Source organism: Terriglobales bacterium, assembly GCA_035487355.1.
Taxonomy (GTDB): domain Bacteria; phylum Acidobacteriota; class Terriglobia; order Terriglobales; family Acidobacteriaceae; genus QIAW01.
In genome coordinates, this window is record DATHMF010000009.1 from 85732 (window position 1) to 109768 (window position 24037).

The following is a 24037-nucleotide window of genomic DNA, read 5'->3' on the forward strand; positions in this document are numbered from 1 at the left end:
TTGATTGGGAAGAGCGCCAAGGGCGGTGGCCCCTAACAAAACGCATTCGGGCAAAAAGGTGTGGGTTGCGGCCTGATTGCCCGATGCGGCCTTTTCCCTGGGGGAGAGAATACGAACAAGAACCAGGGCAATGGCAGTAACTTGAGGTAAACTGATTACCATAATCTTTTCCCTTTCCATCCGTTTATGGCGCCCAAAACTGGTCCGGCCCCGCCTTCCGTGGAAATCCAGCAGGAGCTTGGAAGAGTGCTGGCAAGCTCGGCCTTCTCCCGCCCGCGCCGTCTCGCCCGGTTATTGAAGCACCTGGTTGAGCACACACTCCGGGGAGAGGAAGATCACCTCAAAGAAACCGTGTTGGGCATCGAGGTCTTTGATCGCGGCCAGGATTTTGATCCCCGGACCGATCCCATCGTCCGCATTGATGCGCGCAGGCTGCGCGCTCGTCTATCGCAGTACTACCTTGATGAGGGTGCGCAGGACTCGGTACTGATTGTCCTGGAGCCGGGCAGTTACGCGCCATCGTTCCGCAAACGCGACCATGTAGAGTCACCGGCCGTCAGTTTCGCTTCGCTCAAACGTACTTCGGTGGCCGTGCTGCCCTTTGTGAACCTGAGCGATCGCGCCGAATACGAGCTGTTCTGCGAAGGGTTGAGTGAAGACATCCTGAACCGCCTGGCCCAGCACGAGGGTCTGCGTGTGATTGCACGAACTTCTGCATTTCAGTTTCGTGGTCCGACCCGTGATCCGAGGCACATTGCCAGGCAATTGAGAGTAAACACACTGGTAACTGGCAGCCTGCGCGGTGACAAGGAACAGGTGCGCATCACCGCTCAACTGGTGAATGCGGAAGATTCAACTATTCTTTGGTCGCAGGAATATCACCAGGCTGCCGCAGGCATGCTTGAAACGCAGGAGACGATTTCTCGTGAGATAGCAGGTCGATTCGGATCCAGGTTTAAAGATCAGCCGGAGAGCGGCTGTCCTGCCGCGCAAGCCCATCCGGCCCATCACAGCGGCACCAGCGCTTACCGGCTGTTTCTGCAAGGACGCCGCCTGCTGCATCAAGGCAACCGCGAAGGCTATCTTCAAAGTATGGAGTTGCTGGAAGCGACGGTCAAAGCGGATCCTGGATACGCCGCTGCCTGGGGGAATCTCTCTATTGCTTGCGCCTCCTCGTTGATGTTTCGCTTGCGCAATCCGGATTCGCTGATCGCCCGCGCGCGGTTTGCCGCCCAAAAAGCCCTTGAGCTCGATGCCCTCTCACCCGATGCGCATGCTGCGCTGGGGCTTGTGGCCGCGCTGGCCGACTTCAATTGGGCCGAAGCCCGGCGCTGGTTCGATAGCGCGCTCGATGCCAATCCCGTTTATGGTTTTGCCCGGATAAGCCGGGCGATGCTGTGGTGCGCTCCCACAGCGCAACTCGATGAGGCTGAGGATGAGTTGGAGCGAGTGCTCAGCAACGACCCGTTGAATGCCGAAGCCCTGATCAACCTTGGTAGGGTGTTCTACTACGAGCGGCGTTTCGATATGGCGGCCGAGATGTTGCAAGCGGTCCTCGATAGCAACCCGCAACATGGCAATGCATGGGTCATGCTGGCCTTTGTCCGTGAACAAATGGGCATGAAGCAGCAGGCGCTGGAAGCCTATCGTCACTGGGAACGCCTGCTTTCCTTTTCCTTTACCACAACCTGGACCAACGCTGTAGAACAGATTCTGTTGGGAAATCCCCTCGCCGCCGAACGTACCACGCGGAAAATGGCCTGGATGGCGAGATTCACGCCATTTCCCCTGGCCGGGCTTGTGGCTGATTTGTTTATCCGGCTGGAAAACTACGACCGTGCGCTGGAATGGCTGGAAAAAGCCCACAAGGAACGGGCGACCCGGCTCATTTGCGCGGCGGTGGATCCGGCATTTGATCCGCTGCGCAAGCTTCCGCGTTTCAATCGTTTGGTCGCGACAATTATGGGTGATGCAGTTCCGAATCCCGCTGAGCAAAGCGAGACGGTGCTGAGATAAACAGGTTATTTAATCGGAGTCGCGCTGCATACTCGTTCGTCGCCAGCACCGCATCGGGTGGATTTCGGACGAGTGCCGCTCCGGCGCTACGAATGCCACCGCAACCGTCTCGGTGGGAGCCTCACCTGGTTTCGTCGCAGTCAATTCTGCAACCAATAAGACATATGTCTCCAACTTACTGGATAGTACGGTCACGGTAATCGACGGCATCTCTAACAGCGCGACAACCGTACTGGCGGGCGCCCTTTGTCGGCGCCATGGCGGTCAATCCCATCACCAATAAGATCTATACAGCCAATGCGATGGATAACACGGTAACCGTCATTGATGGCGGCACCAATGCCACCGCAACTGTTACCGTGGGCACCAACCCGATCGGCGTAGCGGTGAATCCGGCAACCAACCAGGCACTACAGTTTTTTGCTGATTGAGATCTCGATCAGAACCCCAACTGCTCTATATCACACTGGTCAACCGAGCCAGCGTCGCTTTGCGCGCGGTGCTTTTTGGCGCCAGGAGAAGACTCGAAGGATTCGCCGCACTCGCCGCGCCACAGTTTGTCGAGATTCCGAACATTGCCGTAATTCCTACCTGCTGGCCACTGATGTTGAACGTGAGTGAAGCGTTCAAGCATGCTCCCGATCGCAACGTGATGTGGGCCGTAATATCCACCGAGATCTGGTTCCCACCCATTTCAAAGTTCCAGGTGAATTGGTTTCCATTATTGGGATTGACCACCTTGCCGTCGAATGCGACCGAGTCGTGAATCGTTGTTCCCGAGACGGTTCTCTTATAGTTAAACCCGACCGTCAAATCAAGACCAGCGATGGCTCCATGGTAGTCCCCGCCTATCTCGATGGTTTGGCTTCCATCGGTCCGCTGTATGAGCAGATGAAGGTTTCCCTCGCCGACCGTATCTGTCTTGATCTGCGCCGCGAGGGAAAATGTGGTGGACTGAATCCCTGCCTGGTCTTGCTGGTCGAGAACATACGTCACGCTGAAATTGGAATTGACCCGAATCGAGCCGGCTAGTTCAAGACTGCCTTTGTGCGTGCCTTTGTTGTAGGTATAAACCAAGATGTTCTTGACCGGATCCATCGTCAGACCAGGGGGCAATTGGATGGTTCCGCTGGCGCCTCCATCCTTGTCGTACCTGAAGTCCACATCTAAGCCGCTGCCGTTTTGCTCCCACTTCCCGGTGAAGTCCAGTTCATAGTTGCGGGCCACAGGACCTTGCGTGATAAAGATGTAGATGAATTCACTGGAGTCAGTGTCCCGCAGAATTCCGTTAATGGTGGACTTAACACTCGCAACCGTGAAAATGAGATTGAACTGGTTGTCCATGCTCCAATCACCATGCAGGCTGAAGAAAAAAACGCCGTTCTGGTCAGGCGCAATATGCAGCACTCCATTTGCGACTTGCAGATCGGGGCGTACATTGGCATTCGCGTGAAAATTGAAGACCACGTTCCCCGATTGACGGAGTTCGAGTTGATTGCCTGTATTAAACTGCCAGACAACGGGAATGGTCGTAGTCGTTCCTGTGTTATCTGTGACGCTGATCTGAGCATCGTCAGCCACCGTCCAGGCTCCGAATGATGCTCCAGCCCTGGTTACATTTCCCTGAATATCGAAGTCCAAAGTGTCGGTACCGTTTGTGAGACTAAAATCAGCCATAAAATTCCTCCCGGCGCCTTAGAAGGCGCCATTTCTGCTAACAGAGATAGTGAAACGTCCATGTCCAGGACCAGAGATCCCAGTGCCAAATCCATATGCCCAATCAAATTTCAGGGCAACCAGACCTTGAATGAATCGAATCCCCAGACCAGGGCTCTTGAGGATGTTCTCTCGCGAGGCAAGTCCCGTCGTTGCCAGGCCTGGAGAGTTTTTCAAATCCGTTGCGGAAACGGCCCCAAAATCGAAAATGGCAGCCAGCCGTACATTCCGCCGAAGGAAGTCCCGGATTGCGTCGCTGCCGTCGAGAGTTCCTGGAATGGGAGTCCATACTTCGCTCTGCAGACTCCACAACCTTCGCCCTAATGCATCGTCGGTACGAAATCCGCGCAAAGTCTCAGAGCCCCCAAGGCTTGGTACCTCCGTGATGGGCGTATGCAGTGTTGCTGCTTGAAAATGGCCCGCCAGATCAACGGAAATCAGAAAATCGTTGGAGACTCTGCGATGCAATCCCTCGTCAACAGTAAAAACCACATACGACGATGCTCCCGAGCTTCCCGTGCGCACTTCCGAATCAAGCATGATGCGCATGGGATGAAGCGCAATACGATCCTCGTATGTAAATGGCGACCCCAGTTTGATGGTGTTGAGGTTTAACTTGCCGACCGTTGTGTCTTTGCGTGATAAAGAAACGGACTCCCTGCGCGGCTCAGCGAAAATGCTCCACTGAAAACCTCTGTCGTCGCGGCGAAGCTCCAGTTCGCCATGAAGATTGCCTCCAACGCGCCGCTCGTCTGTTTCTTGTCCTCCTAAAAGTCGCTTCGCGGTTGCGTCGCTCGAGCCCGATCCTTGAAGCGATAGTCGTCGGCCAAGCTTTTCAAACCAGAGCCAGTCGAGATTTATATTGCCGTTACCGATGGGATGAGCACCATCCGTTCCAACTTGGCCGGATGCCGATAGGAGTGACGGTCCCAGCGCTTTCTCGATGGTTTGCGCGTTGAGCAAAAATCGTAACGCCTGGTTGGATCGGTATTGCACGCCCACGGCATATTCAATCTTGCTCCTGGCCTGGGTTTGTGGATTTGGGGCGCCTGCCGGCAACGGAGCAATTCGTTGGCCTGCCGCGCCCAAGAGTTCCACTCCCGCGGGATTGATCCGCCCGTTCTTGCCCGGTTTTTCAGGACTGCTGGCCACCGAAGGCGGCGCTGGCGGAGACGGAAACTCGGCCGTAGATTGGGGCTCTGTGATTTGAGCCTCACCAGGAGTTGTCGCAACCGGTACAACAGGATTCGGTGACGGCGTTGGCGTTGGAGTCGGTTGAGGCGTTGCTGCGCCCGTGCTCGTAGCGAGTTTTTGTACGACCAGATCAACCGCGCTGGTTCTTTTCTCAGGATTATCCACGGGTGGCAAGTCTTCTTGTTGAGTGCCGAGTCCATACCCCAGGCTTTGCAGCGCGGCTCCTCTGTCTGCCATCCAAAAGGTCGTCAGATATTCCAAAGAACGCTGTTGCTCGTCTCCATTAGGAAGGAATGCCGGAGGATCACTGCATACCTTGCCGTCCAACTGCGGTAAGCAGAGGAGGTAAGAGCCATCTCCAGCCTTGATGAGCAAGCCGTTTTGATTCCCGTTATAAATCTTTCGAAACTGTCTCCAGCGTGACTCATCCACAAGCGAATATACGATTTTGTAAACATTGGGATCTGGACTCAGGCCATCGGCACTCGCGGGCAAACGAATACGGCCAATGCGAAACGATTCTGCAACGACAAAGAACTTTTTCTTCGCGGTCGAAAGGGCGACGATTACGGTCGGACTCAGTCCGCTGGCTTGATACAAACGCTCGAAATGCTGCTTGATCTCCTTGGCAACCCAAAACTTCTTCTCGTAGTTGTCGTGAAGCCATGATCGGACATCCATCTCTTTCAACAGCCTTCCATCGTGATCCAAGGCCTTTGCCCCCATGTCAAAGCCTATGTCAACTTTGTCGGCATTCATGCTCTCCATGGGCGGATCAATATCGAACGTCAACACGGCAACATTGGCCGGAGCCTCACATGAACCCTGGGTTGAGGGGCGAAATAGCGGTGTTTCCATCGTCAGGCCAAAATCTTCCAGTCTTTTTGGCAGCGCGTTGGCAATAAACAGGTCGAGCTCCCGGCCTTGGGGCCACACTTGTTTGAGTTTGACGATTGCCAGGCACAGAGTATCCGCAGTGATGGTCTGGACCTCGGGAGGAACAGATGCCGGCGGGCTCTCAGACCCTGAGGTGGGCATGGGCAAGTCCATTTCGAAAAGTTTTTGTTTTCTGAACATGGCCTCAACATACGGAGTCAGATGTGCCAACACATCACTCTGCGACGTATAACGCCCCCACGGAAACTTAGACAATGGCCCTCTCAGTTGGGTACTCACGACATGCAAATACCCTTTGTTTACCCCAACAGAAACACATAGCTTGGGAGCAGTGGCCCCAAAAACTCGGCAGGGAAGTTTGTCCTCGGCATGCGTCCATGGACCGCTGAGCAGCCATATCACAAACACAAATGCAATCCCGAGCATGCGCGATAAGGTTGGCCTTGTCATGTGCCGTCGTCCAAAAATATATAGGAATACCCCGGCATTAGGCGGAGTCACATAGCCTCTCATAGCTGAACTTTCGTGAGCCGACAAAAGCCTAAACGAAAAAGCATCCCAAAAGCCTTTGAACCGAAGGGATATCGTGGAGACCTTCGTTTATAGTTCCTATGACTTTTTGAGCAAGCAATTCCGTACCAAATCGGTACTTTTCCCAAAGTAGAAACGAAATAAATTTTCAGTAAAAAGAAAAGAGCATTCTAGCATGATGCAAAAAACTGGATTAGAGTAACCGGACCTAAAGATTTGGAGAAATTAATTTTTGTATGAAAAAGGAAATCACTTTGCTCAATGACAAGGTAGAAGCCGAACTTCCGTCTCTATCGCAACAATGCGAAGAACTAGGCAGAATCCTCGGTCTGGATGGGCCGGTTCGCAAGGAGGTTTTGAAAGCCGCCATCGAAGATTCAGCTTATGCCAACAACCTCTTGGTGTGCCGCGGAAACCAGGAATTCCTGAAGGTACTTTTATCCAAGCCGCAGGCGCGGCAGCCGTCGGAAAATTCAGGCATGGAGCTGATTCGCAAAGGCGCGGAGGCCCTTCTGCGCTGGGGATGCACGGGCTTTTCCGTTGTGAGTGACGAGATCTTTCGCGAACGGCTTTCCGCCTGCGTGGAGTGTCCTCATTTATCTTCTCCCCGCGAAGGCAACAGGCTCCTTTACATGATCGCAGGCGCCGCGAGCAAGGATAGGGCCGTTTGTTCCCGTTGCGGCTGTGTAGTCGCCCGAAAGGCTCGATTGACGAGCGAATCGTGCCCTGAACCGCATCCATCCGTTCCAGGGCTCAGTCGTTGGAATGAACCCATGGTATGACCGCATTATGCCAAAGGGAATGGTCCGCTATTGTCGTTAATTCAATTTTGAAAGATCAACTCATTCGGTACAAAAACATCAATGAAGGAGATGCTCCGTGGGATATAGCCCAACTGTGTGTTTGAACAAGCTTCAAGCTGCGGGTCTTACACCGGCTTGCGAAGCTTTAACCAATCCATTTCACTGTGACGATTTACAGCAGATCAGCCCTGTCGTTCACGCGTTCTGCGGACAAGTTCAGCAATATTACGCACCAGTCCAGGCGCTGGTGTGTATTCATTACAATCCGCAAGGTCAGCCGGACCAGTGGAAGTATTTTCCTCCCAAAGATCTTATCAAGAAGTGCACCGCTCTCGGCGATCCATGGGCTGTAGACAATTGCTACTGCTGCTGCAGTTGCTTCGCCTATGACACTTTGATCGCGGTTCCGAGCGGGGTCGAGGCCATCCAATTCATAGCCGTTGGCGACAATGTTTTGGCTGGTTCACTCTCCAAAGGCGGCTCCTCGCCGAAATTCGCATGGAATCCTGTTCCGGTGAATTTCAGCGCAGGCGTGTCCGGAGGCGAGCATTCCTCCATGATGTATGTCGTTCATGATGGAGGCGACCTCATCTGCACACCCGATCAGGTGTTCATGCTGGCCAGCGGCGGATTGACCACAGCATCACGTCTCTTCCCAGGCGACCAACTCATTAACAAAGATGGGAACCCATTGACCGTGAAAACGGTCAGCGCCGGCAGTTACACCGGCGGCGTGCACCATATCAGCACCGGTCTGCCCTTCAATGGCAATGTTGACGGCCATCTTTTAGTCGCCGGCGGGGTCGTCGCGGGCGACTATACTCTGCAACTGCACTTCGACAGCATTCCCGCTGCTTTGAAGACGAGCAATCTCGCCGCCCGGCCGGAAATTGGTACCGCGGCGTACGCCAAAGCGTACACACATCTGCGCCAGGCATCAGCGAAAGTGCTGTTCACAACAACCACCGGCCAACAGACCGCCAAACGGGTACAGACCCACTCCGGTTTGTTCACCTTCTATACCGAGAGCAGTCATCTTCTTCAGGCCAGCACCGCCGAGACTGGAGCCAGCCTGTTTACCAGGGAGCAAGCAATCGACCTGCTGGAGAACGGCCAGCAGCTGCCTTTGTCGAATCCAATTCCCAAAACGGAAATCGCCAACATATTCGCGATCATGAAAGGGTTCTATCCCGAATTTGTCTACTACCTCGACTGGTATCAGATGGAGCCCAACGTTTACGCGATTGAGGAATATGGCCAAAAAATCATTGTGGTCACAGGTGGCTTGGCGCGCATGGTAGGGCTTTCTTACGAAGGCTTGGCCATGGCTGTCGCTCATGGCATCGCGCGCTTCGTTGGTCAGCCGCCCAAAGACCCCAACGGTTACGTGGGCACCGGCGCCGCAGACTACTTTGCTTTCGGCGTGATCAGTCGGGCCATTTGGTATGGCAACAGCTGGTGGCGGTCGGCTCAGCCTGCCTTCCAGCAGATTAACAAGCTGTTCTCTCAAATCAGCTCCGAAAATGCCGGCGGCGATCCGAACGATCCGATTGGTCATCCGTCCATCGAGTGCCGGTTAGAGGCAATACAGTCCGCCCTTGCCGCCGGTGGCTTGCCGGCTTGCGCAGGCGGTCCGCCGCCAACGCTAGTAGCGTTGCAAGCAGCATCGCCTGAAACCGGTGGCGTCGCTCTGACGTTGAACGTTGCGCCAGAGAGGACCGGGGCCGTCAATGCCGCCAACTACGTCTTCGAGCCCAAGGCTACTGTGATCTCTGCCACGATAGATGCCGGCAAGGACTTCATCATTCACCTAAAAGCTGACCTGACATCTGGAACGAAGTACAAGGTAACGATTCAAAACCTGACAACTCTACTCGGAGATGGCGTGGATTCTGACCATGCCAGCGCCGAATTTACTGCGAAATAAGTCCACACAGGCAAGGGCTGCCGGTTATCCGCGGCGGCCCCCTGCTTTTTCTCGACAAGATTTGAGTAACCAGGAGACGATTGTTATGACGGATGCGGCACGGGACTATTCCCCTGATCAAATCAAGCAATACCTCGTGGCGCACGGGCATGCTACGCCCAAGGATATTGACTTTCTTCACTCTCCACGCCGCAAGGGAACGGAAACACAAATCCCGCAAGCGGTGCTCGCGACCCACGCGCGTCTGTACAGCGTTACATCGGATATCAATGTAAGCCACGGGTTGATTCAGCAGGGCATCTCATCGGCAGCGCAGATTGCCATGATGCCCCGGCGCTCCTTTGTCTCGGGCCCGGGGAAGGCGTTGGGAGCGTCTCAACAGCAGGCGAGCGCCATGCATGCTCGTGCTGTCCGCGTGCATAACCGCACCATGCAAATGTTTGCCGCGACGCATAGCGCTGTGACCTCAACCTATTTCCGGTCTACACGCGTAGCGAACGTCAGCGACGAACTCGTGCAGCAATTCGAAAAGCTGCCCAGTTATCAGGATCTGTTTGGAAGCCTGAATTTCTGTGCCTGCGACGAGTGTAAGTCCATCTTCGGCCCGGCAGCTTATCTGGTTGACCTGCTGCGGATTACCGACCGCTACATTACGACGCCGAACAAAGGCACAATTCCGGCTGCATTCTTGTTGCAATCGCGCCGTCCCGATCTATGGAAATTGCCGCTCACCTGCGCGATGACCAATAACACCCTTCCTTATCTGCAGATTGTCAACGAGCGGCTGATGGACGCCGTCCAAAGCGCTCTGCAGATACAGACTTCAGATGCGCTGCTGCAGCAGATGGCGACCTCGATGTTTTATCCACTCAATCTGCCTTTTAATCATCCGCTCGATCGTGTGCGGGTATTGCTGCAGCAGATCAAAGTTCCTCTGGGTGATATCTATGCTGCCTGGGGAGTGGCAGCAGACGCAGTTGTACGGGAACGTCTCGGTCTTTCGCTGGAGCAACTCGCGATTGTCAAAAACACTGTTTCGGACCCGGGGACGCTGGCAAAGTTTTACGGCGTTCCGGCCGCCAGCCTCAGCACCCTGGCCCAGGTTGGCGTATTCATGCAGCAGACCGGTCTGGCGGTCAAAGACGTCATTGACCTGATCCAGCAGAACATGAGCGCCACCGAGATCACCGCCGGTGTTCCACAGAACCTATTTATCAATCAAGGGTTGGGTGCGGCCTTTCTCAAGCTGAGTTCTGCTGACGACCAAAGTTCCTCAACGATCCAGAACATGAGCAACACTGCGCTGGATCAGATCAACCGCCTGCGGAGACTGGCCGCCACGCTTGGCTGGTCGGTCGAAACCACCGATTGGTGCGTACGAGCGGTCAAGCCCGGTAAAGCTCCCGCGATAGATGCTGACGCCCTGGCAGGCCTCGAACGAGTCAACCGTCTGGCTGCTGCATTCAATTTGTCGCCCATTCAGGCCTCAGTGTTCTTCGGACCGATCAAAACATATGGAGGCGACGGCACCGATCCGGTATCACTCTTTGATCGCCTGTTCAACGACCCGAGCACCCTGTCCGGTGGCAGCGATTATCATCCGTCGGGCAATTCCCTCAATTCCACCTACACCGATACGCCTCTTTCCTGGCAGCCTGGATCGAAGAATGCAGCGGACATTGCTAGCATCACGCGTGTAGCGCCAGGACTAGGCCTCACTCTTCCCGCAGCCAATGCTCTGGGAGCGCAGCTTTTCGGCACGACTAGCCAGCAGCTCACAGTGGATGTGCTATCGAGTCTCTACCGGCATGCTCTTTTGAGCCAGGCCCTTAACCTGCCGATGGACCAATATCTGATTCTGTTGTCTCTGCAGGGAATCACAGGCAAGAATCCCTTTGCTGGCCCGGATCTAGACAGCCTCGTCGCCGCCTGGCAATGGATGAATACTGCCGGCCTGGATCTTTACACTCTGAACTATATCTTGCAGGCGACTCCCAGCGTGTTTGTTGATCCTCTTTTCCAGGACTCAGCCGTCACACCTTGGCTGCAAGGACTGGTAAGCACCATTCCAGATCTCTCTGCGCCAACGGCAGAGGCAACGATCATGCAGCAAGTGGCGGTCTTTTTCAGCGTCTCGGTGCAACTGGCCACGGTCTGTATGCAAATGGCAATCAAGGCCGTGCCTGTACCCGATGCCGTAAAAACGCTTCCACCTGTCAATGTGAAGGATTGGATCAAAGCTTTCTTGGCCGCGAACACCCCGTATGCCGACTATGTCACCAAGGTCTTACGCTGGGTCTCACGATGGCTGGTGTTTGCACAGCAGGCAAACCTGACAGCTGAATTGTTAAACAGTGTAGCTACATATGCGGCCTCGTATGGATTGCCTGCCGATTTTTCTGCTCTTCCCTGGGCGGCTGCGCAGGGCATAGAACGCTTTGCTGCGCTCACACGCCAGTTCGGTGACCGGCGTGGCAATCTGCTGCAGTATGTCGCGCTGTCCCAGCCACCGGCGCAAGACGGCGACGCAAATGCTTTGGCGAAACTCGCCGATGCCACCGGCTGGGATCCATCTCAAGTGACCCAGTTGCTCAGTTCAGTCGTGGTGGGTATAAAGAGCGTGCCAGAGCGTCTTCAGCGTCTCAAAGCTTGCTTTGGCCAGATCTCGACACTGGGCGCTGACGTTGCTTTCATGCAAGGAATTGTCGGCTTGGCCACAAACCAGGATTGGAACGTCTACCTCCAGCAGGCAGCGTTGTGCCAATCGAAGGTGAGTGGACGCTATGGACAAAACCGCTGGCAGCAGTTAGGTGGACAAGTAGAAGGCAAGCTGCAAGTCAACCTGCGCGACGCGTTAGTCGGGTTGGAACTTGCGGCTCTGCGCGCGACCTACAAAGACATCCAGACGCCCAACAATGTCTATGAATTTCTACTGACCGACGTAGAAACCGGGCCGGAAGCGCAGATTTCCTACATCAAGGAAGCCCTTAACGCTGTGCAGCTCTATTTGCAGCGTTGCCGGCTGAGACTTGAGCCTGGCGTCGAGATTCTCGACGAGATTCCTCCCATTTGGTGGGACTGGATGCTGAATTACCGCGTCTGGGAGGCAAACCGCCGAATCTTCCTGTATCCCGAAAATTATCTCCTGCCCTCACTCCGTCGCGATCAAACCAGCGTCTTCAGGACCCTGAGCAGCGATCTGCGGCAATCGGATATCACCAGCGACTACGTCGAGTCGGTCTATAACAACTATATGGATGGCTTCGGGGAGTTGGCCCGCCTGAAGCCTGTTGATTCCTATCGTTGTACAGTGGAAGATCCCAAAAAGGGAAAGATCAGGGCCTTGTATCTGCTGGCCCGGACCGAAACTGCTCCGTTTACCTTTTTCCTTTGCCGGCAGCTCGAAGCTACACCGTGGACGGAATGGGAAAAGATTGATCTGACCATCAATGCTCCATCTGTCACACTGGTATACGCATTCACCCGCCTGTTCGTTTTCTGGGTCGAGGTGAAATCCGAGAGCACTCCCAGCATTCAGGTAGGGACCACCGGCGGCCAGACCAACAACAATCAGGTCTATCGGGCAACGATCCAATACTCGTTTCAGAACCATCAGGGCAAGTGGGTCCCGGCGCAAACCTTGGCCAAAGACATTGTGGTTCTTTTTACGGGACAGGGCACCGACGCCGTTAAGCTGACCAACGACCCGTTGTTCAACGGATGTTTTGATTTAGACTCCATCCCCTGGAGCAAGGTCTTTGCAGTGTCGGTGACAGGAGCCAATTGGCCTGGCGGCAACGGGCCGATCAGTGACAGCGACCGCATCGTCGTCAGCTTCGGGCCGTACGTGCGCGCAGAGGGTGTAGAGACTCCACCCATTGACCAGCCGACAAACCGGGACGCAGTTGCATTTGTCAACAATTTGAAGCAGCGTGTGTTCGAGCACACGCTCACTACTGCAGGCCGATTGTCCGGTGAGCTTCCGGTGAACGGTTATTGGGTGCTGGATTCCGGTCTGCAAAGCAATTTTGTCGGCCACAACGCCGAGTTTATTCTGCTTGATCCTTACGTACCCGGCGCGCCACTTTCCAGCTTTGCCCCCAACATGGACGATCTGAGCTTGCAGGTACAACTGGTGCGCACTACAAGCCCCATTTCGGCCAACTATACGGCCGATCTTCCGGGCTTCGCCAGTTCTCCCGCACAACCCACGCAAGTGAGCTCGGCATTCTTTGCAACCGAGACCGTCTCCAACGATGCGGCAACCAAGATCTACAATGCCCTGATCGCCGCTCAAGTGCTGGATCAAAGGGGCAACATTTCGGCTACGGCGATGGCTAACCTTGATCTCACCATCGCTCTTGGCGCGTTGCTCGCCGACGGGACGATCAACGCCACTCAGCTTCCCGGAATATTAGACGTACTGCTGCGCAACCTGGGCAGTCCGGTTCTTTTCTCATCCGCCACTAATTCCAACGCACAGGTGTTTACCGTGAAGAACCAGCCCGGCTGGTTCGTATTTAACAACGGCGATGAGATGTTCCTGCTAGAGCCCCAACCCGGCACTGCTTTCGGCGCCATTAACGAATCTTTGCTCGTCTCTCAACCACCCCTGAACTCAAATTCGTTCGTCGTTCCTGATCCCGCCAATCCTAGTGCCCCGAAGATCAACGGTTCTGTCTCGGTCCAGATTTTCAATTTGATGCAGAGCTTCAGTCTGGTTGACGCGCGCGGCATTCCCGATTTCGCCTCAATCAAGAAGCTTCCCAAAGGACTTGCTACGGCGCTGGCAAATCTTCAATTGTCTGATGATCAGCTCGCGATGGTGAACGGCATTGTCTACAACTATCCGGTCATCTTCAGTGACACATTCGTCTCAAGCCGCATCAGCAAAGATGTCTCATTGCAGATCTACACGCTGATGCAGCAGTTCTCGCTGATTGACAGAAACAACCGCTTGCACCTGGATATGGTGACAAGCACGCTCGTGAACCGGATTCTGGCGAATCTGGTCATGAAGCAAACCATTCTGCAAAAAGACGTCGCAGCGATCTACCGTACCGTGGTGCGAACTCCGGTCGCATTCACCTTCAGCTACTGGAACCCGGGAGATGCCTCCAGCTTCTCCACACTCTCCAGCGCCAATTTTACTGTCACACGGTTGACCACTTCGGCCATTCAGCCGATGAGCCGCGCGCTCTTCACCGGAGGCATTGACCGGCTGCTGAGCCTCGACACACAAAATATTCCGGCGATTCCAGTGTTGCCCTTCGGTCGCCTGGGTCCATCGACGAGTGTGGCCTGGCCCGGCGCAATTGACGGCGCCCAAGTGGATTTTGACGGACTCTATGGCCAGTATTTCTGGGAAGTCTTCTATCACGGTCCCATGCTTGTGGCCAATTCGCTGGCTGCCAATCTCCAGTTCCGCGAAGCCATCTCGTGGTTCCAGTATGTTTTCAATCCGACCGTGCAGGAGTCGTTCATCACCTCAACGACTTTCTCCGACGCAACCAATCAGGCGATCTCGCCGCAGGGCTCGGCGGAAGCGCTTACGACCTTGCAGAGCACGATGATCGGCAATCCATCTGCCCCCATCGTGGATGCGAATGGACGAGTGAATCCGGCGCTCACTCCGACGACGAATCTCGGTTTATCGTCCACCTCATTTACTCCAGATCAGATGCAGATGGTGACGAACGTCGTTCTCAACTACCAACTCGCTAAGCCGTCTGCTAGGTTCTGGCGCTTTCGTCCGTTTCGCACCTATAACCTGGAAACGCTGCGTGCCATGCTCACCGACGGCAGTCCAGCGGTGCAGGCCTACGAGAACGATCCCTTTAATCCGTTTGCGATCGCGCGCTTGCGTATCGGAGCCTTTGAAAAGGCCACGGTCATGCAGTACATAGACACGCTCTTGAACTGGGGAGACTACTATTTCGGCCAGGACACCTGGGAAGCAATCGTTGCCGCCACTATGGTCTATGTGTATGCCTACAATCTGTTGGGCCCACGCCCGCAGCAGGTCGGGGTGTGCGAAGCCTCTGCGACTGCGACTTACGCCGATATCGTCCAGCACTACAAAGACAAACCCGTTCCCGAGTTCCTGATTGACCTTGAGACCATGCTGCCTTCCGTTGAGGCGCCCCAGGGCGAGGCGATTTCTGTCCAGGCGCATGCGTTCAACGATCTTGGCACTTATTTCTGTGTACCTGAAAACGACGTCTTCATCAGCTACTGGGACCGTGTGGAAGACCGCCTGAACAAGATTCGCCACTCGCAAGATATCCACGGAAGATTCCGTCTGTTGGCGCTGTTTGAGCCGCCGATTGATCCGCTGGCGCTCATTCGGGCGGCCGGTGCAACGAATAACTTTCTTACGGCAGGAGGCGGCGCGGCGAACACAGTTCCGCCCTATCGCTTCCAGGTCGCACTCGACCGGGCGCGGCGTCTGGCCTCAACAGCAGCTCAGTTGGGAACATTGTTGCAGTCGGCACTCGAGGCAAAAGACGGCGAAGCGCTCGCCTTGCTGCGCAACACCCAGGAGGCCCAGATCCTAGCTCTGACCACGCAGATGAAGCAGAGTCAGATCACGCGCATGAGTACCTCTGTTGAGGCCCTGAAGGTAAGCCAGCAGACCGCCAAGGCGCAAATCGATTTTTATACGAATGCGCTCAGTACCGGGCTCATTCCCGAGGAGCAACTCAACCTGGATGCAAGCGCCACCGGCTTGCGGTTTACGCTAGCCGCCAATATTCTCAAGACCTCATCTGCCATCGGTTATGCGGTTCCGCAGGCGGGCTCGCCCTTTGCCATGACCTATGGCGGCCAGCAAATCGGGGCTGTCGTTGATGCCACCGCAGGGGCTGCAGAGATAGGCGCTGAGATATCGGCCTACGTCTCGCAACGCGCCCTCACTATGGCCGGATATCAGCGCCGCACCGACGATTGGAATCTGGCCAAGACCGTCGCTCAGAACGAATACGACTCTCTCACGCAGCAGATCGCCGCTGCCGCGGCCGATCTTGCCACAGCCCAGCAAGACCTCGTCATTCACAAGAAGGCAATCGCACAAAACAAGGAGACGGATGATTTCCTGGCCGGCAAATTTACCAATGAGGATCTGTATCTGTGGACGGCCGGCCGGTTGTCAGCTCTCTACTATCAGTCCTATCAACTCGCCGTTCAAAGCGCGCTATCTGCTCAAAAATCCTTCCAATACGAGATGGATAACAGCAACACCTTCATCAACTTCGACTATTGGGATAGCGCTCACAAGGGTCTGCGTGCCGCCGATGGGCTCTTGTTCTCGCTCGACCAGATAGAATCCGCCTATGCGCAGGGGAACACGCGCCGGCTCGAGATCGAACGCACCATTTCACTTGCGGCGCTCGATCCGTTGGCCCTCGATGCCCTCAAGACAACGGGAACGTGCAACTTCGAGTTTCCGGAAATCATGTTTGATTACGATTATCCCGGCCACTACGTGCGTAAGATCCAGTCTCTTTCCATGTCCATTCCCGCGATCGTTGGTCCTTACCAGAACATCAGGGCCAGCCTCACACAAAATCACAGCTACGTTGCGGCGACCAACGACGCAGCCAATGTCAAATACCTTTTGGGTCTGAAAAATGGCCAAGGAAGCGGAAACATGCCTTCGACCGTATGGAAAGATTGGCAGGCCAACAACCGGCAAATTGCCGTGTCCCACGGGATGGATGACTCCGGCGTGTTCCAGTTGGATTTTCATGATGAACGTTACCTGCCATTCGAAGGCACCGGTGCGGTCTCCAGTTGGACTCTGGAACTGCCCCGTGAAACCAATCATTTTGATTTCAACCAGCTTTCCGACGTCATCATCACGCTGCGCTACACGGCTCTAGAAGATGACGGGCTGAAAACGTCCGTGAGAACCACCCTTTCCACGCATCCTTTGGATGTTGGATACTACCTCTCCGTTCAGCAATCTTTTGGCGTGCAGTGGCAGAGTTTCCTGGCAGACCATTCTCAAGCCGATTCACAAACCCTGCAGTTCAATTACACGCCGGCGTGGCTGGGTTATCTGCTCGAGATGGATTTGGTGAGCGTAAGCCTGCGGCTCACGACCGATTCTTCAGTCCCATTGGATAATCAACCGCAAGTCAAGATCGGCACTCTGACCTGGGACAAGACCGCGGCGCAAGACATTCAGCTCACCAACGGATTGGCAACCGTCAAAATCCCAGGATGGAAACGCGAGCCTGCGGGTGGTCCATGGAAAATCGTTTTTGACCTGAAGCAAATCCGTCAATCGACTACATTGTCGTCGCTGCTGGCTGATGGTCAATGGTTCGATCCAGCCAAGCTCCTCGATGTTGAGCTGCTGTTCGATTGCAAAGTAAAGCTCTTCTCCTCCAACTAAACGGCATAAGGATCGACAGTGATCAGAACACAAATCACAGAAACGACGCCGGAGCCTCCCACACTGAAACTACCGGAGCCCAGCGCACATCCGGGCTACGGCGAGGTTCTGGGCGTGCATCCTTTTACCGGCACGTTTTCTGTAACCGTTCCTATTTCGATTCCGCCGGCGCGCGGCACTCCTGCTCTCTCACTCGTATACACGGACGATGCTCCACTCGGAAGCTTCGGCGCGGGAATGCGTCTGGATATCCCCAGCATTGTGCGGCACACCAGCAGCGGCTTTCCGCGTTATGACGATCAAGATGTTTTCCTTGGTCCCGGCGGAGAGGAGCTGACTCCCGGCGTCAAAGGCACAGATCCATACTGGACGCCTGACCAGCGCAACGAGATTGAAAATAGAACTACCTATATCGTGCGCACATACAGGGCTAGAACCAACCCGAGTCTTGAGCGCATCGAACGCTGGAACGCACCTGATGGTTCCTTTTTTTGGAAAGTGCGCGATCAAGCTAATGGCGTCGCGATCTTCGGCCGCTCCAAGGCAGCCAGGATCTCGGACCCTGTCACTCCCAGCCATGATTGCGAATGGCTCCTCGAAGAGGAGAGCGACGCGCTTGGCAATCGCGTCGTGTACATCTATAAAGCCGAAGATGGGACCGGCTGGACCGGCTGGGTGCCGCCGGGCGGATTCGCCAACAAATATATTGCCAGCATCCGTTATTCGAACTATACGCCTGCAGGCGGTGGCGAGGAGCTGTTTGCGTTTGAATTGCTGTTTGACTACGGCGAATATGATCTCACGAACCAGAACCTGACTCCCGCTCGCGCCTGGGCGCTGCGCCCCGATCCATCTACGACCTGCCGTTCGGGCTTTCCCATTCAGAACCTGCGCTTGTGCCGCAACATTCTGCTGGTAAATCACCTACCCGAACTGCCCGCGCCAGGGCCATCGCTTGCGATGGTAGCCGGATTGCATTATGCCGAAGACCCGGTACATACTACTCTGGTCTCGTTGCAGTTCACCGGGTATCGTCGCGAAGCAGGCGGATACGAGCAAGCATCATTGCAGCCCTTTACCTTCGAGTATGTGCATGTTGATATATCGCAGGCCGCTTGGAACCCGCTGCAGTTGAACAATCACGGCACAATCCCTGGTCGCTTGGACCAGGACCTGCACCTCTCTGATCTGCGCGGCGAAGGACTGCCCGGGATTTTACGCTTTACCAATGGCGGCACGTCGTATTCCGGGCCTCAAGCTAATGGCAGCTTTGCCGCTCCAAAAAATTTGTTACAGGCTCCCAACGTTCCCTGGCTGGACGACATACGCTACACACTGCACGATGTGGAAGGTGACAAAAACGATTCCGTTATGGTGATGGCGCCGGAAATGGGCGGCTTTTTCCAAAACCGCCTGGATGGAAACTGGGATGCATTTCAACCTTTCGCACAGCATGCTCCTGAAGCGGCAACCGCCCTGGTTTTTTGGGTAGACTTGAATGGTGGCGGAAAGAAGGATGTGATCGCTCCGCAGAATGGAAGCATGCGAGTTTACCTGTCAGAGGGATCGGCCGGTTTCCAGGCCCCGCTTACTGTTTCTCCTCCTGCTGGCTTCCCGGCTTTGGATTTTCCCGATGCCCGTACCTTGACGATATTCACCGAGATTCTTGGCGACGGGCTTTCACACTGTGTCAAGGTCAGCGATGGCAGCGTGCAGGTTTGGTTGAATTTGGGATACGGAAGTTTCGCCCCCATGTATGTCATGCCGGGTTCACCGCGCCTCGGGCCGGAGATTACCCCCGACCGTATCCTTTTTGGGAATTTTACCGGCTCTGGATGCGCAGACCTGTTGCTTGTCTATCCCAGTCGCCTGGAGTTGTATCGCAACCAGAACGGAAACAGCTTTGCACCACCCATCTTGCTTGCTCTACCTAACGGCAGCGATCGATTTGACGAACTGACCACGGCAGATATGCGTGGCACAGGCCGTGAATGCCTGGTTGTGATCAAACCAGACCGGCCCGAGCTGAATGCATATCTCGATTTCTGTGGAGACGAAGACGCCCAGCCTTACCGGCTCGCAACATGTGCCAACGGCGCGAGCGGCATAAGCTCGTTCCAATACCGCAGCTCCACCAGCTTTTATCTGGCCGACCAGGCCCGGGGAGTCCCTTGGACTACGGCATTGTCGAGTCCCGTCATCCTGTTGGCCAGGCTCGAGCAGCGCGACGAAACCACCGGCATCAGCAAAACCGAGACGTTTCACTATCGTGATGGCTATTACGATCCCGTGGAGCAGATTTTCCGGGGCTTCAGTTATGTCGAAACGGTGACTTCGGAAACGATCGCCGGTCCGTCAGGCCCGCTTCCTGTTGCTGCCACTCGGCAGACGCGCTTGTGGTTGGACGCAGGTGTTACTCCCGATCTTCAGGATCTGACCCTCAGCGGACGCCCAAAATTCTTCAACGGCGACGACCAAGCGATAAGCGCTGCAGGGACCGTTTTCGCCTCAACGATCTCCACCCAAAGCAGCGAGACAGTACGCGAAGCATACGTCGCACTTGCCGGTTTGGAACTGCATCGCGAATTGTACACACTCGATGACAACGGACAGCCACAGGCAGTACCGTTGCTGGTAGAAGATCATGGATTCATAGTCGAGATGCTGCAACCGGCCTTGCCCGGCGGCCTCGCCAGCTTTCAGGTCTTACTGCGCGAGACCGTCAGCAGCGCCTACGAGGGCGTTGCGAACGATCCTCGCGTCCAACACAACGCAGTTCTCCAGTGGGATACGCTCGGCTCACCCACGCAGTCGGTTGAGGTTCACTATCCACGCCGAAAGCCGGATGTGCCCGGGCAAGCGGCGATGCACACGCTGCTCCACGAAAATGACTACATCAACCTGGATAATGGTAACTTGTTCCTTGTACACCTGCCCTGGCAGGTTCGCCGGTCAGAGGTCGCCGGCCTTACTCCGGCGAATGCGATCGGTTTCAGTTACAGTGAGTTGGCTGCGCAAATCGCTATCGCATCCGCTGGCGCAAACCGGATTCTCTACGGAACAACCTTTGATGCCGGAGCGCAAACCCGGCTCTTTGAATGGAGTCAGGTCCTGTTTTGGAACAATGATCTGAGTGGACCTGATGTCGCCGGATCGAGTGGTTCACGTGGGTTGCTGCATCATCAGCGCGATGCCGTTTTCCCAACGACTTTTCCCACAGATATTTCCGGAGGGCGTATCACTGCCGCGATGCTGAGCCAGGATGCCGGATTGAACCAAGATGCCGGATATTGGTGGCGCAACGGCACCATCATCGAATATGCCGCCAATGGATACTTTCTTCCCGAAACTTTCCAGACGCCCTTTCAAACTCCTGCGGCGTTGACAATGGTTGTTTATGACCAGCCCTATTGGCTGATGCCCCTGCATATCACGGATGCGTTAGGCAATAAGACGACAGCGCAAACTGATTACCAGGCCCTGGAGCCAGCCTCTGTGACAGACGAGAACGGTGTTACCCGCGAGGCGCAATTCGATCCGCTCCGTCGCGTCGTGTTACTTTGCGAACATGGCCAGTTGAAAGGCGTATATCAGGGTTCTATGCAATTGGCCAACTATCGGCGGCAGCCTGTTCCCGATTTGCCGACTCTAACAGCTAATCCTGGGCTCTATCTTCAAGGGGCGCGAACATACATTCTGCACCAGGATTCAGCATGGAACGGCACAGGTTCGCAGCCACGTGCAGCAGTTGCCATAGAAGCCGCACAGTATGTCAACGGTCCAGCAGCCACAACTCCGGCAGCGACTCCCCAGTTCCGCGTCACATATCTGGATTCGCTCTCTCGTCCTTTAGAGCTGATCGAGCGCGTCGACCGTGCTGCGGCACAGAATTCTCCCGGAACCGGGGATTGGGCATGGGTAAGTACGAAACGCATGGCCTTGAGCGACGATGATCGTGTGTGCCGCTCTTATCTGCCGGTTTTCATGGAATCGTTCCTCTTCCAGCCAGCCGGCAGCCGTCCTTATATGCAGTACCTCTACGATGGGCGGGATCGTCAGTCACGCGTTGACAGTCCCAAGGGTTATTTTTCCCGCATCGAACGGCCCAATGCCTGGGAAGAACAACACTTCGACCATAATGATACGGTGCTCGATTCCACATATTACAAGTTACATATTAATGATCCCAATCTGCCTCCGTCCGAGCAGCGCGCCCTACAACAGGCCGCTTCCTTTTACAACACACCGCGCATTGTGAAAGTAGATTCGCAGGGCTACCACATCGTAGATCAGCATCTGAATGTCGAGAACGGGCAGATCGTTCGCTATGACTTTAATTCGGCCGTGGATATTAGAGGCCTGATAGTCGAGAGCACAGATCCTCGTCTGGGTGCCGCTGGCGAAAACAACTACACGGCGGTCTTTGACATGCGGCAGCATCCGGTCCGTATACAACGTGCCGATGCCGGTATCATCCATCTATTGCGCGACGCCATGGATCTGCCGGTTCATGAATGGACGGCCCGCGGCGATCACCTGCAAACCATCTATGATCAGCCCCTGAGAAGGCCGATCGCGCAGCTCCTGGACTCCGGAAGCGGCCCGCAGACCATTACCGCGTACACCTACGGCAACGATCCTGCCACTCTCACCGTCAACCGGCTGACCCAAGTAAAGGATCAAACTGCGATTCACACGATAGGCTCCTGCTTCATTGGTAGCCATCCTGCTGAAGAGGCCCATCAGTTTATACAGCAGACCGATGCTCAAATCGTGGACTGGAGTAAATCCTCACAGATCACTCTTCAACCCGAGACGTGGCGCATGGCATGGGAGGTCAATCCAGTCCAGCAGGTATTGGCCGAACACTGCGCCGATGGCTCCACGATTCGCTACAACTTTTATTCGAATAATTGGCTGGCTGGCATTCAGGTCGAGCCTGTGGGCGGAGGCGCGCCGGTGACCGCGGCAGCTTCAGTGGTATACACACCCGCGGCATCTCCTGCCTCAGCCAACTTGGGTCCGCAGGCGAAGATCGCTTGGACCTACGATCCACTCACAGAAAAACTGATTCAGAGCGCCACCACACGGCTTTCCGATCAAAGTGCGTTGCAAGACCTCACTTTTACGCTTGATCCCACTGAGAATGTCTGCTCGGTTCAAGATCGGGCCGCGGCCAAACTCGTCGGCGTTGCTCCCACTCCAACGCCAGAAAAAGTCTATAGCTTCGACGCGCTTTACCGGCTCACTGAGGCGACTGGGTGGGAGCGATCCGAGGGTAGAACTGTCGGCGCCTATCTACAGAGTTTCACATACGACGCGGGCGGAAATCTGACTGGTATCAACGAAAATCCCGGCGCTGCCGCCAATAGCCGGAGGCTTACGGTAGCCAGCAATTCGAATCGTGGCGTGGCGGCCTCCATGATCAAGCCCGGAGAGAGTGTAGACAGCTTCTTTGATGCTGCCGGCAATCTGCAATCTCTCGAAGAAGGCACGTCGTTTAGCTACGATTTTGCCAATCGCCTCGTCGCCGCAAACCCGCCGAGCACGGCTGCCCCAAAAGTCTCTTATTGGTACGATAGGCGCGGCATCCGCCTGCGTCAGCGTGTTGCAGACGCCCAAAACAAAGTCACCGAACGCCTGCACGTTGGCTCAACGTATATTGAAACCCTACGTGTACCCGGTGCTCCCGATGTCCGCAGGTTCCAGGTAGTGGTGCGGGCCTTCGGCGACGATCTGCTCATCTCGGGCCACGATGGAGCCGGTGGCAGCCGGCTCGACCGGCATCTGCTGTGCGATCATCTCGGCTCGGTCACCGTGGAGTTTGACGATCAGGCGCAGGTGCTGCGCTGCCGTGACTACTATCCATTTGGCCAGTTGAGCGTTTTGGTAAATGGAAGCACCTATCTGGATTTGGGCTTCAACGGCAAAGAACGTGACCAAGAGACCGGAATGTCCTACTTCGGCGGGCGCTATTACCTCTCTGCCTGGGGGCGGTGGTTGACGTCCGATCCTATGGGAGAGATAGACGGACCCAACCTCTTCCTTTATGTACACGACAATCCGGTAACCCTGACCGACCCCTACGGCTTCGTCTCGAAGCAGAAGAAGAAGAGAAAAGCAGCAACTCTAGGCCAAATCAAACGGCGCCGGGATCTGGGCATAAACAACGCAGGACGAAAGGCACGGAAGATTAGACCGCCAGCCCGATATGCTCCTCCGCCACCCGGAGGCCATTATGGCCGACCATACTTTTGGTTCCAGGGAGTCAAGAAGCGAGGGCTGCATCCAGGCAACAGATACTTGCATGTAGTGACCATCACATACATCGGCAACCGCACGGGAGATTACGCTGCAGCCAACGCTGCCGCTGGCATCGGGGCCACCCCCGCCGGCTTCGTCTGGCATCATTATCATAACTACTCGCCGGCAACCGGACGAGGCAGGATGTATCTCATGACCGTCGCTGACCACGCTCCGGCGCATACCGGTGGCGTATGGATGTATGAGCAAGCACATGGAGGCGTCTATGGTCCCTGAGATCCGCGAGTCCAA

The 24037-nt window shown here is 55.3% G+C and carries 8 protein-coding genes; 6 read left to right on the forward strand and 2 right to left on the reverse strand.

Annotated elements, in window-relative coordinates:
- The first annotated feature begins 186 nt into the window (after positions 1–186).
- Both VK738_02130 and VK738_02135 read left to right on the forward strand, forming a co-directional pair.
- Positions 187–2016 carry a FlgO family outer membrane protein gene (locus VK738_02130; protein ID HTD21420.1) on the forward strand — a complete coding sequence of 610 codons (1830 nt, stop codon included), beginning with the start codon at positions 187–189 and terminating at the stop codon, positions 2014–2016.
- A gap of 257 nt (positions 2017–2273) precedes the next feature.
- The gene (locus VK738_02135) at positions 2274–2447 is read left to right on the forward strand and encodes a hypothetical protein (protein HTD21421.1); all 174 of its coding nucleotides are present in this window, start codon (positions 2274–2276) and stop codon (positions 2445–2447) included.
- A 25-nt stretch (positions 2448–2472) separates the two neighbouring features.
- On the opposite strand, the gene VK738_02140 is transcribed toward VK738_02135, so the two are convergent.
- Together VK738_02140 and VK738_02145 are read right to left on the reverse strand one after the other, a co-directional pair.
- A complete protein-coding gene (locus tag VK738_02140; GenBank protein HTD21422.1) occupies positions 2473–3693 on the reverse strand; it encodes a hypothetical protein in 1221 nt (406 codons plus the stop codon).
- An 18-nt stretch (positions 3694–3711) separates the two neighbouring features.
- Entirely contained in the window at positions 3712–6078 is a 2367-nt protein-coding gene (locus VK738_02145; protein HTD21423.1) for a BamA/TamA family outer membrane protein, read from the reverse strand.
- Positions 6079–6590: 512 nt separating this feature from the next.
- Here VK738_02145 and VK738_02150 point away from each other — a divergent pair.
- The 4 genes from VK738_02150 (at position 6591) to VK738_02165 (ending at position 24022) form a co-directional block, all read left to right on the forward strand.
- Entirely contained in the window at positions 6591–7136 is a 546-nt protein-coding gene (locus VK738_02150) for a hypothetical protein (protein ID HTD21424.1), read from the forward strand.
- A gap of 97 nt (positions 7137–7233) precedes the next feature.
- Positions 7234–9084 (forward strand): hypothetical protein, encoded by a 1851-nt coding sequence (locus VK738_02155; GenBank protein ID HTD21425.1) that lies wholly within the window; start codon positions 7234–7236, stop codon positions 9082–9084.
- An 85-nt stretch (positions 9085–9169) separates the two neighbouring features.
- On the forward strand, positions 9170–17482 hold the full coding sequence (locus tag VK738_02160; protein ID HTD21426.1) for a neuraminidase-like domain-containing protein: 8313 nt from the start codon (positions 9170–9172) through the stop codon (positions 17480–17482).
- An 18-nt stretch (positions 17483–17500) separates the two neighbouring features.
- Complete coding sequence (locus VK738_02165) at positions 17501–24022, forward strand: SpvB/TcaC N-terminal domain-containing protein (protein HTD21427.1); 6522 nt, start codon at positions 17501–17503, stop codon at positions 24020–24022.
- The last annotated feature ends 15 nt before the right edge of the window (positions 24023–24037 follow it).

Bases quoted from the DNA above. Each gene is read 5' to 3' on its own strand.
- VK738_02130 (HTD21420.1), top strand. From the start codon at position 187: ATGGCGCCCAAAACTGGTCCGGCCCCGCCTTCCGTGGAAATCCAGCAG.
- VK738_02135 (HTD21421.1), top strand. From the start codon at position 2,274: ATGGCGGTCAATCCCATCACCAATAAGATCTATACAGCCAATGCGATG.
- VK738_02140 (HTD21422.1), bottom strand. From the start codon at position 3,693: ATGGCTGATTTTAGTCTCACAAACGGTACCGACACTTTGGACTTCGAT.
- VK738_02150 (HTD21424.1), top strand. From the start codon at position 6,591: ATGAAAAAGGAAATCACTTTGCTCAATGACAAGGTAGAAGCCGAACTT.
- VK738_02160 (HTD21426.1), top strand. From the start codon at position 9,170: ATGACGGATGCGGCACGGGACTATTCCCCTGATCAAATCAAGCAATAC.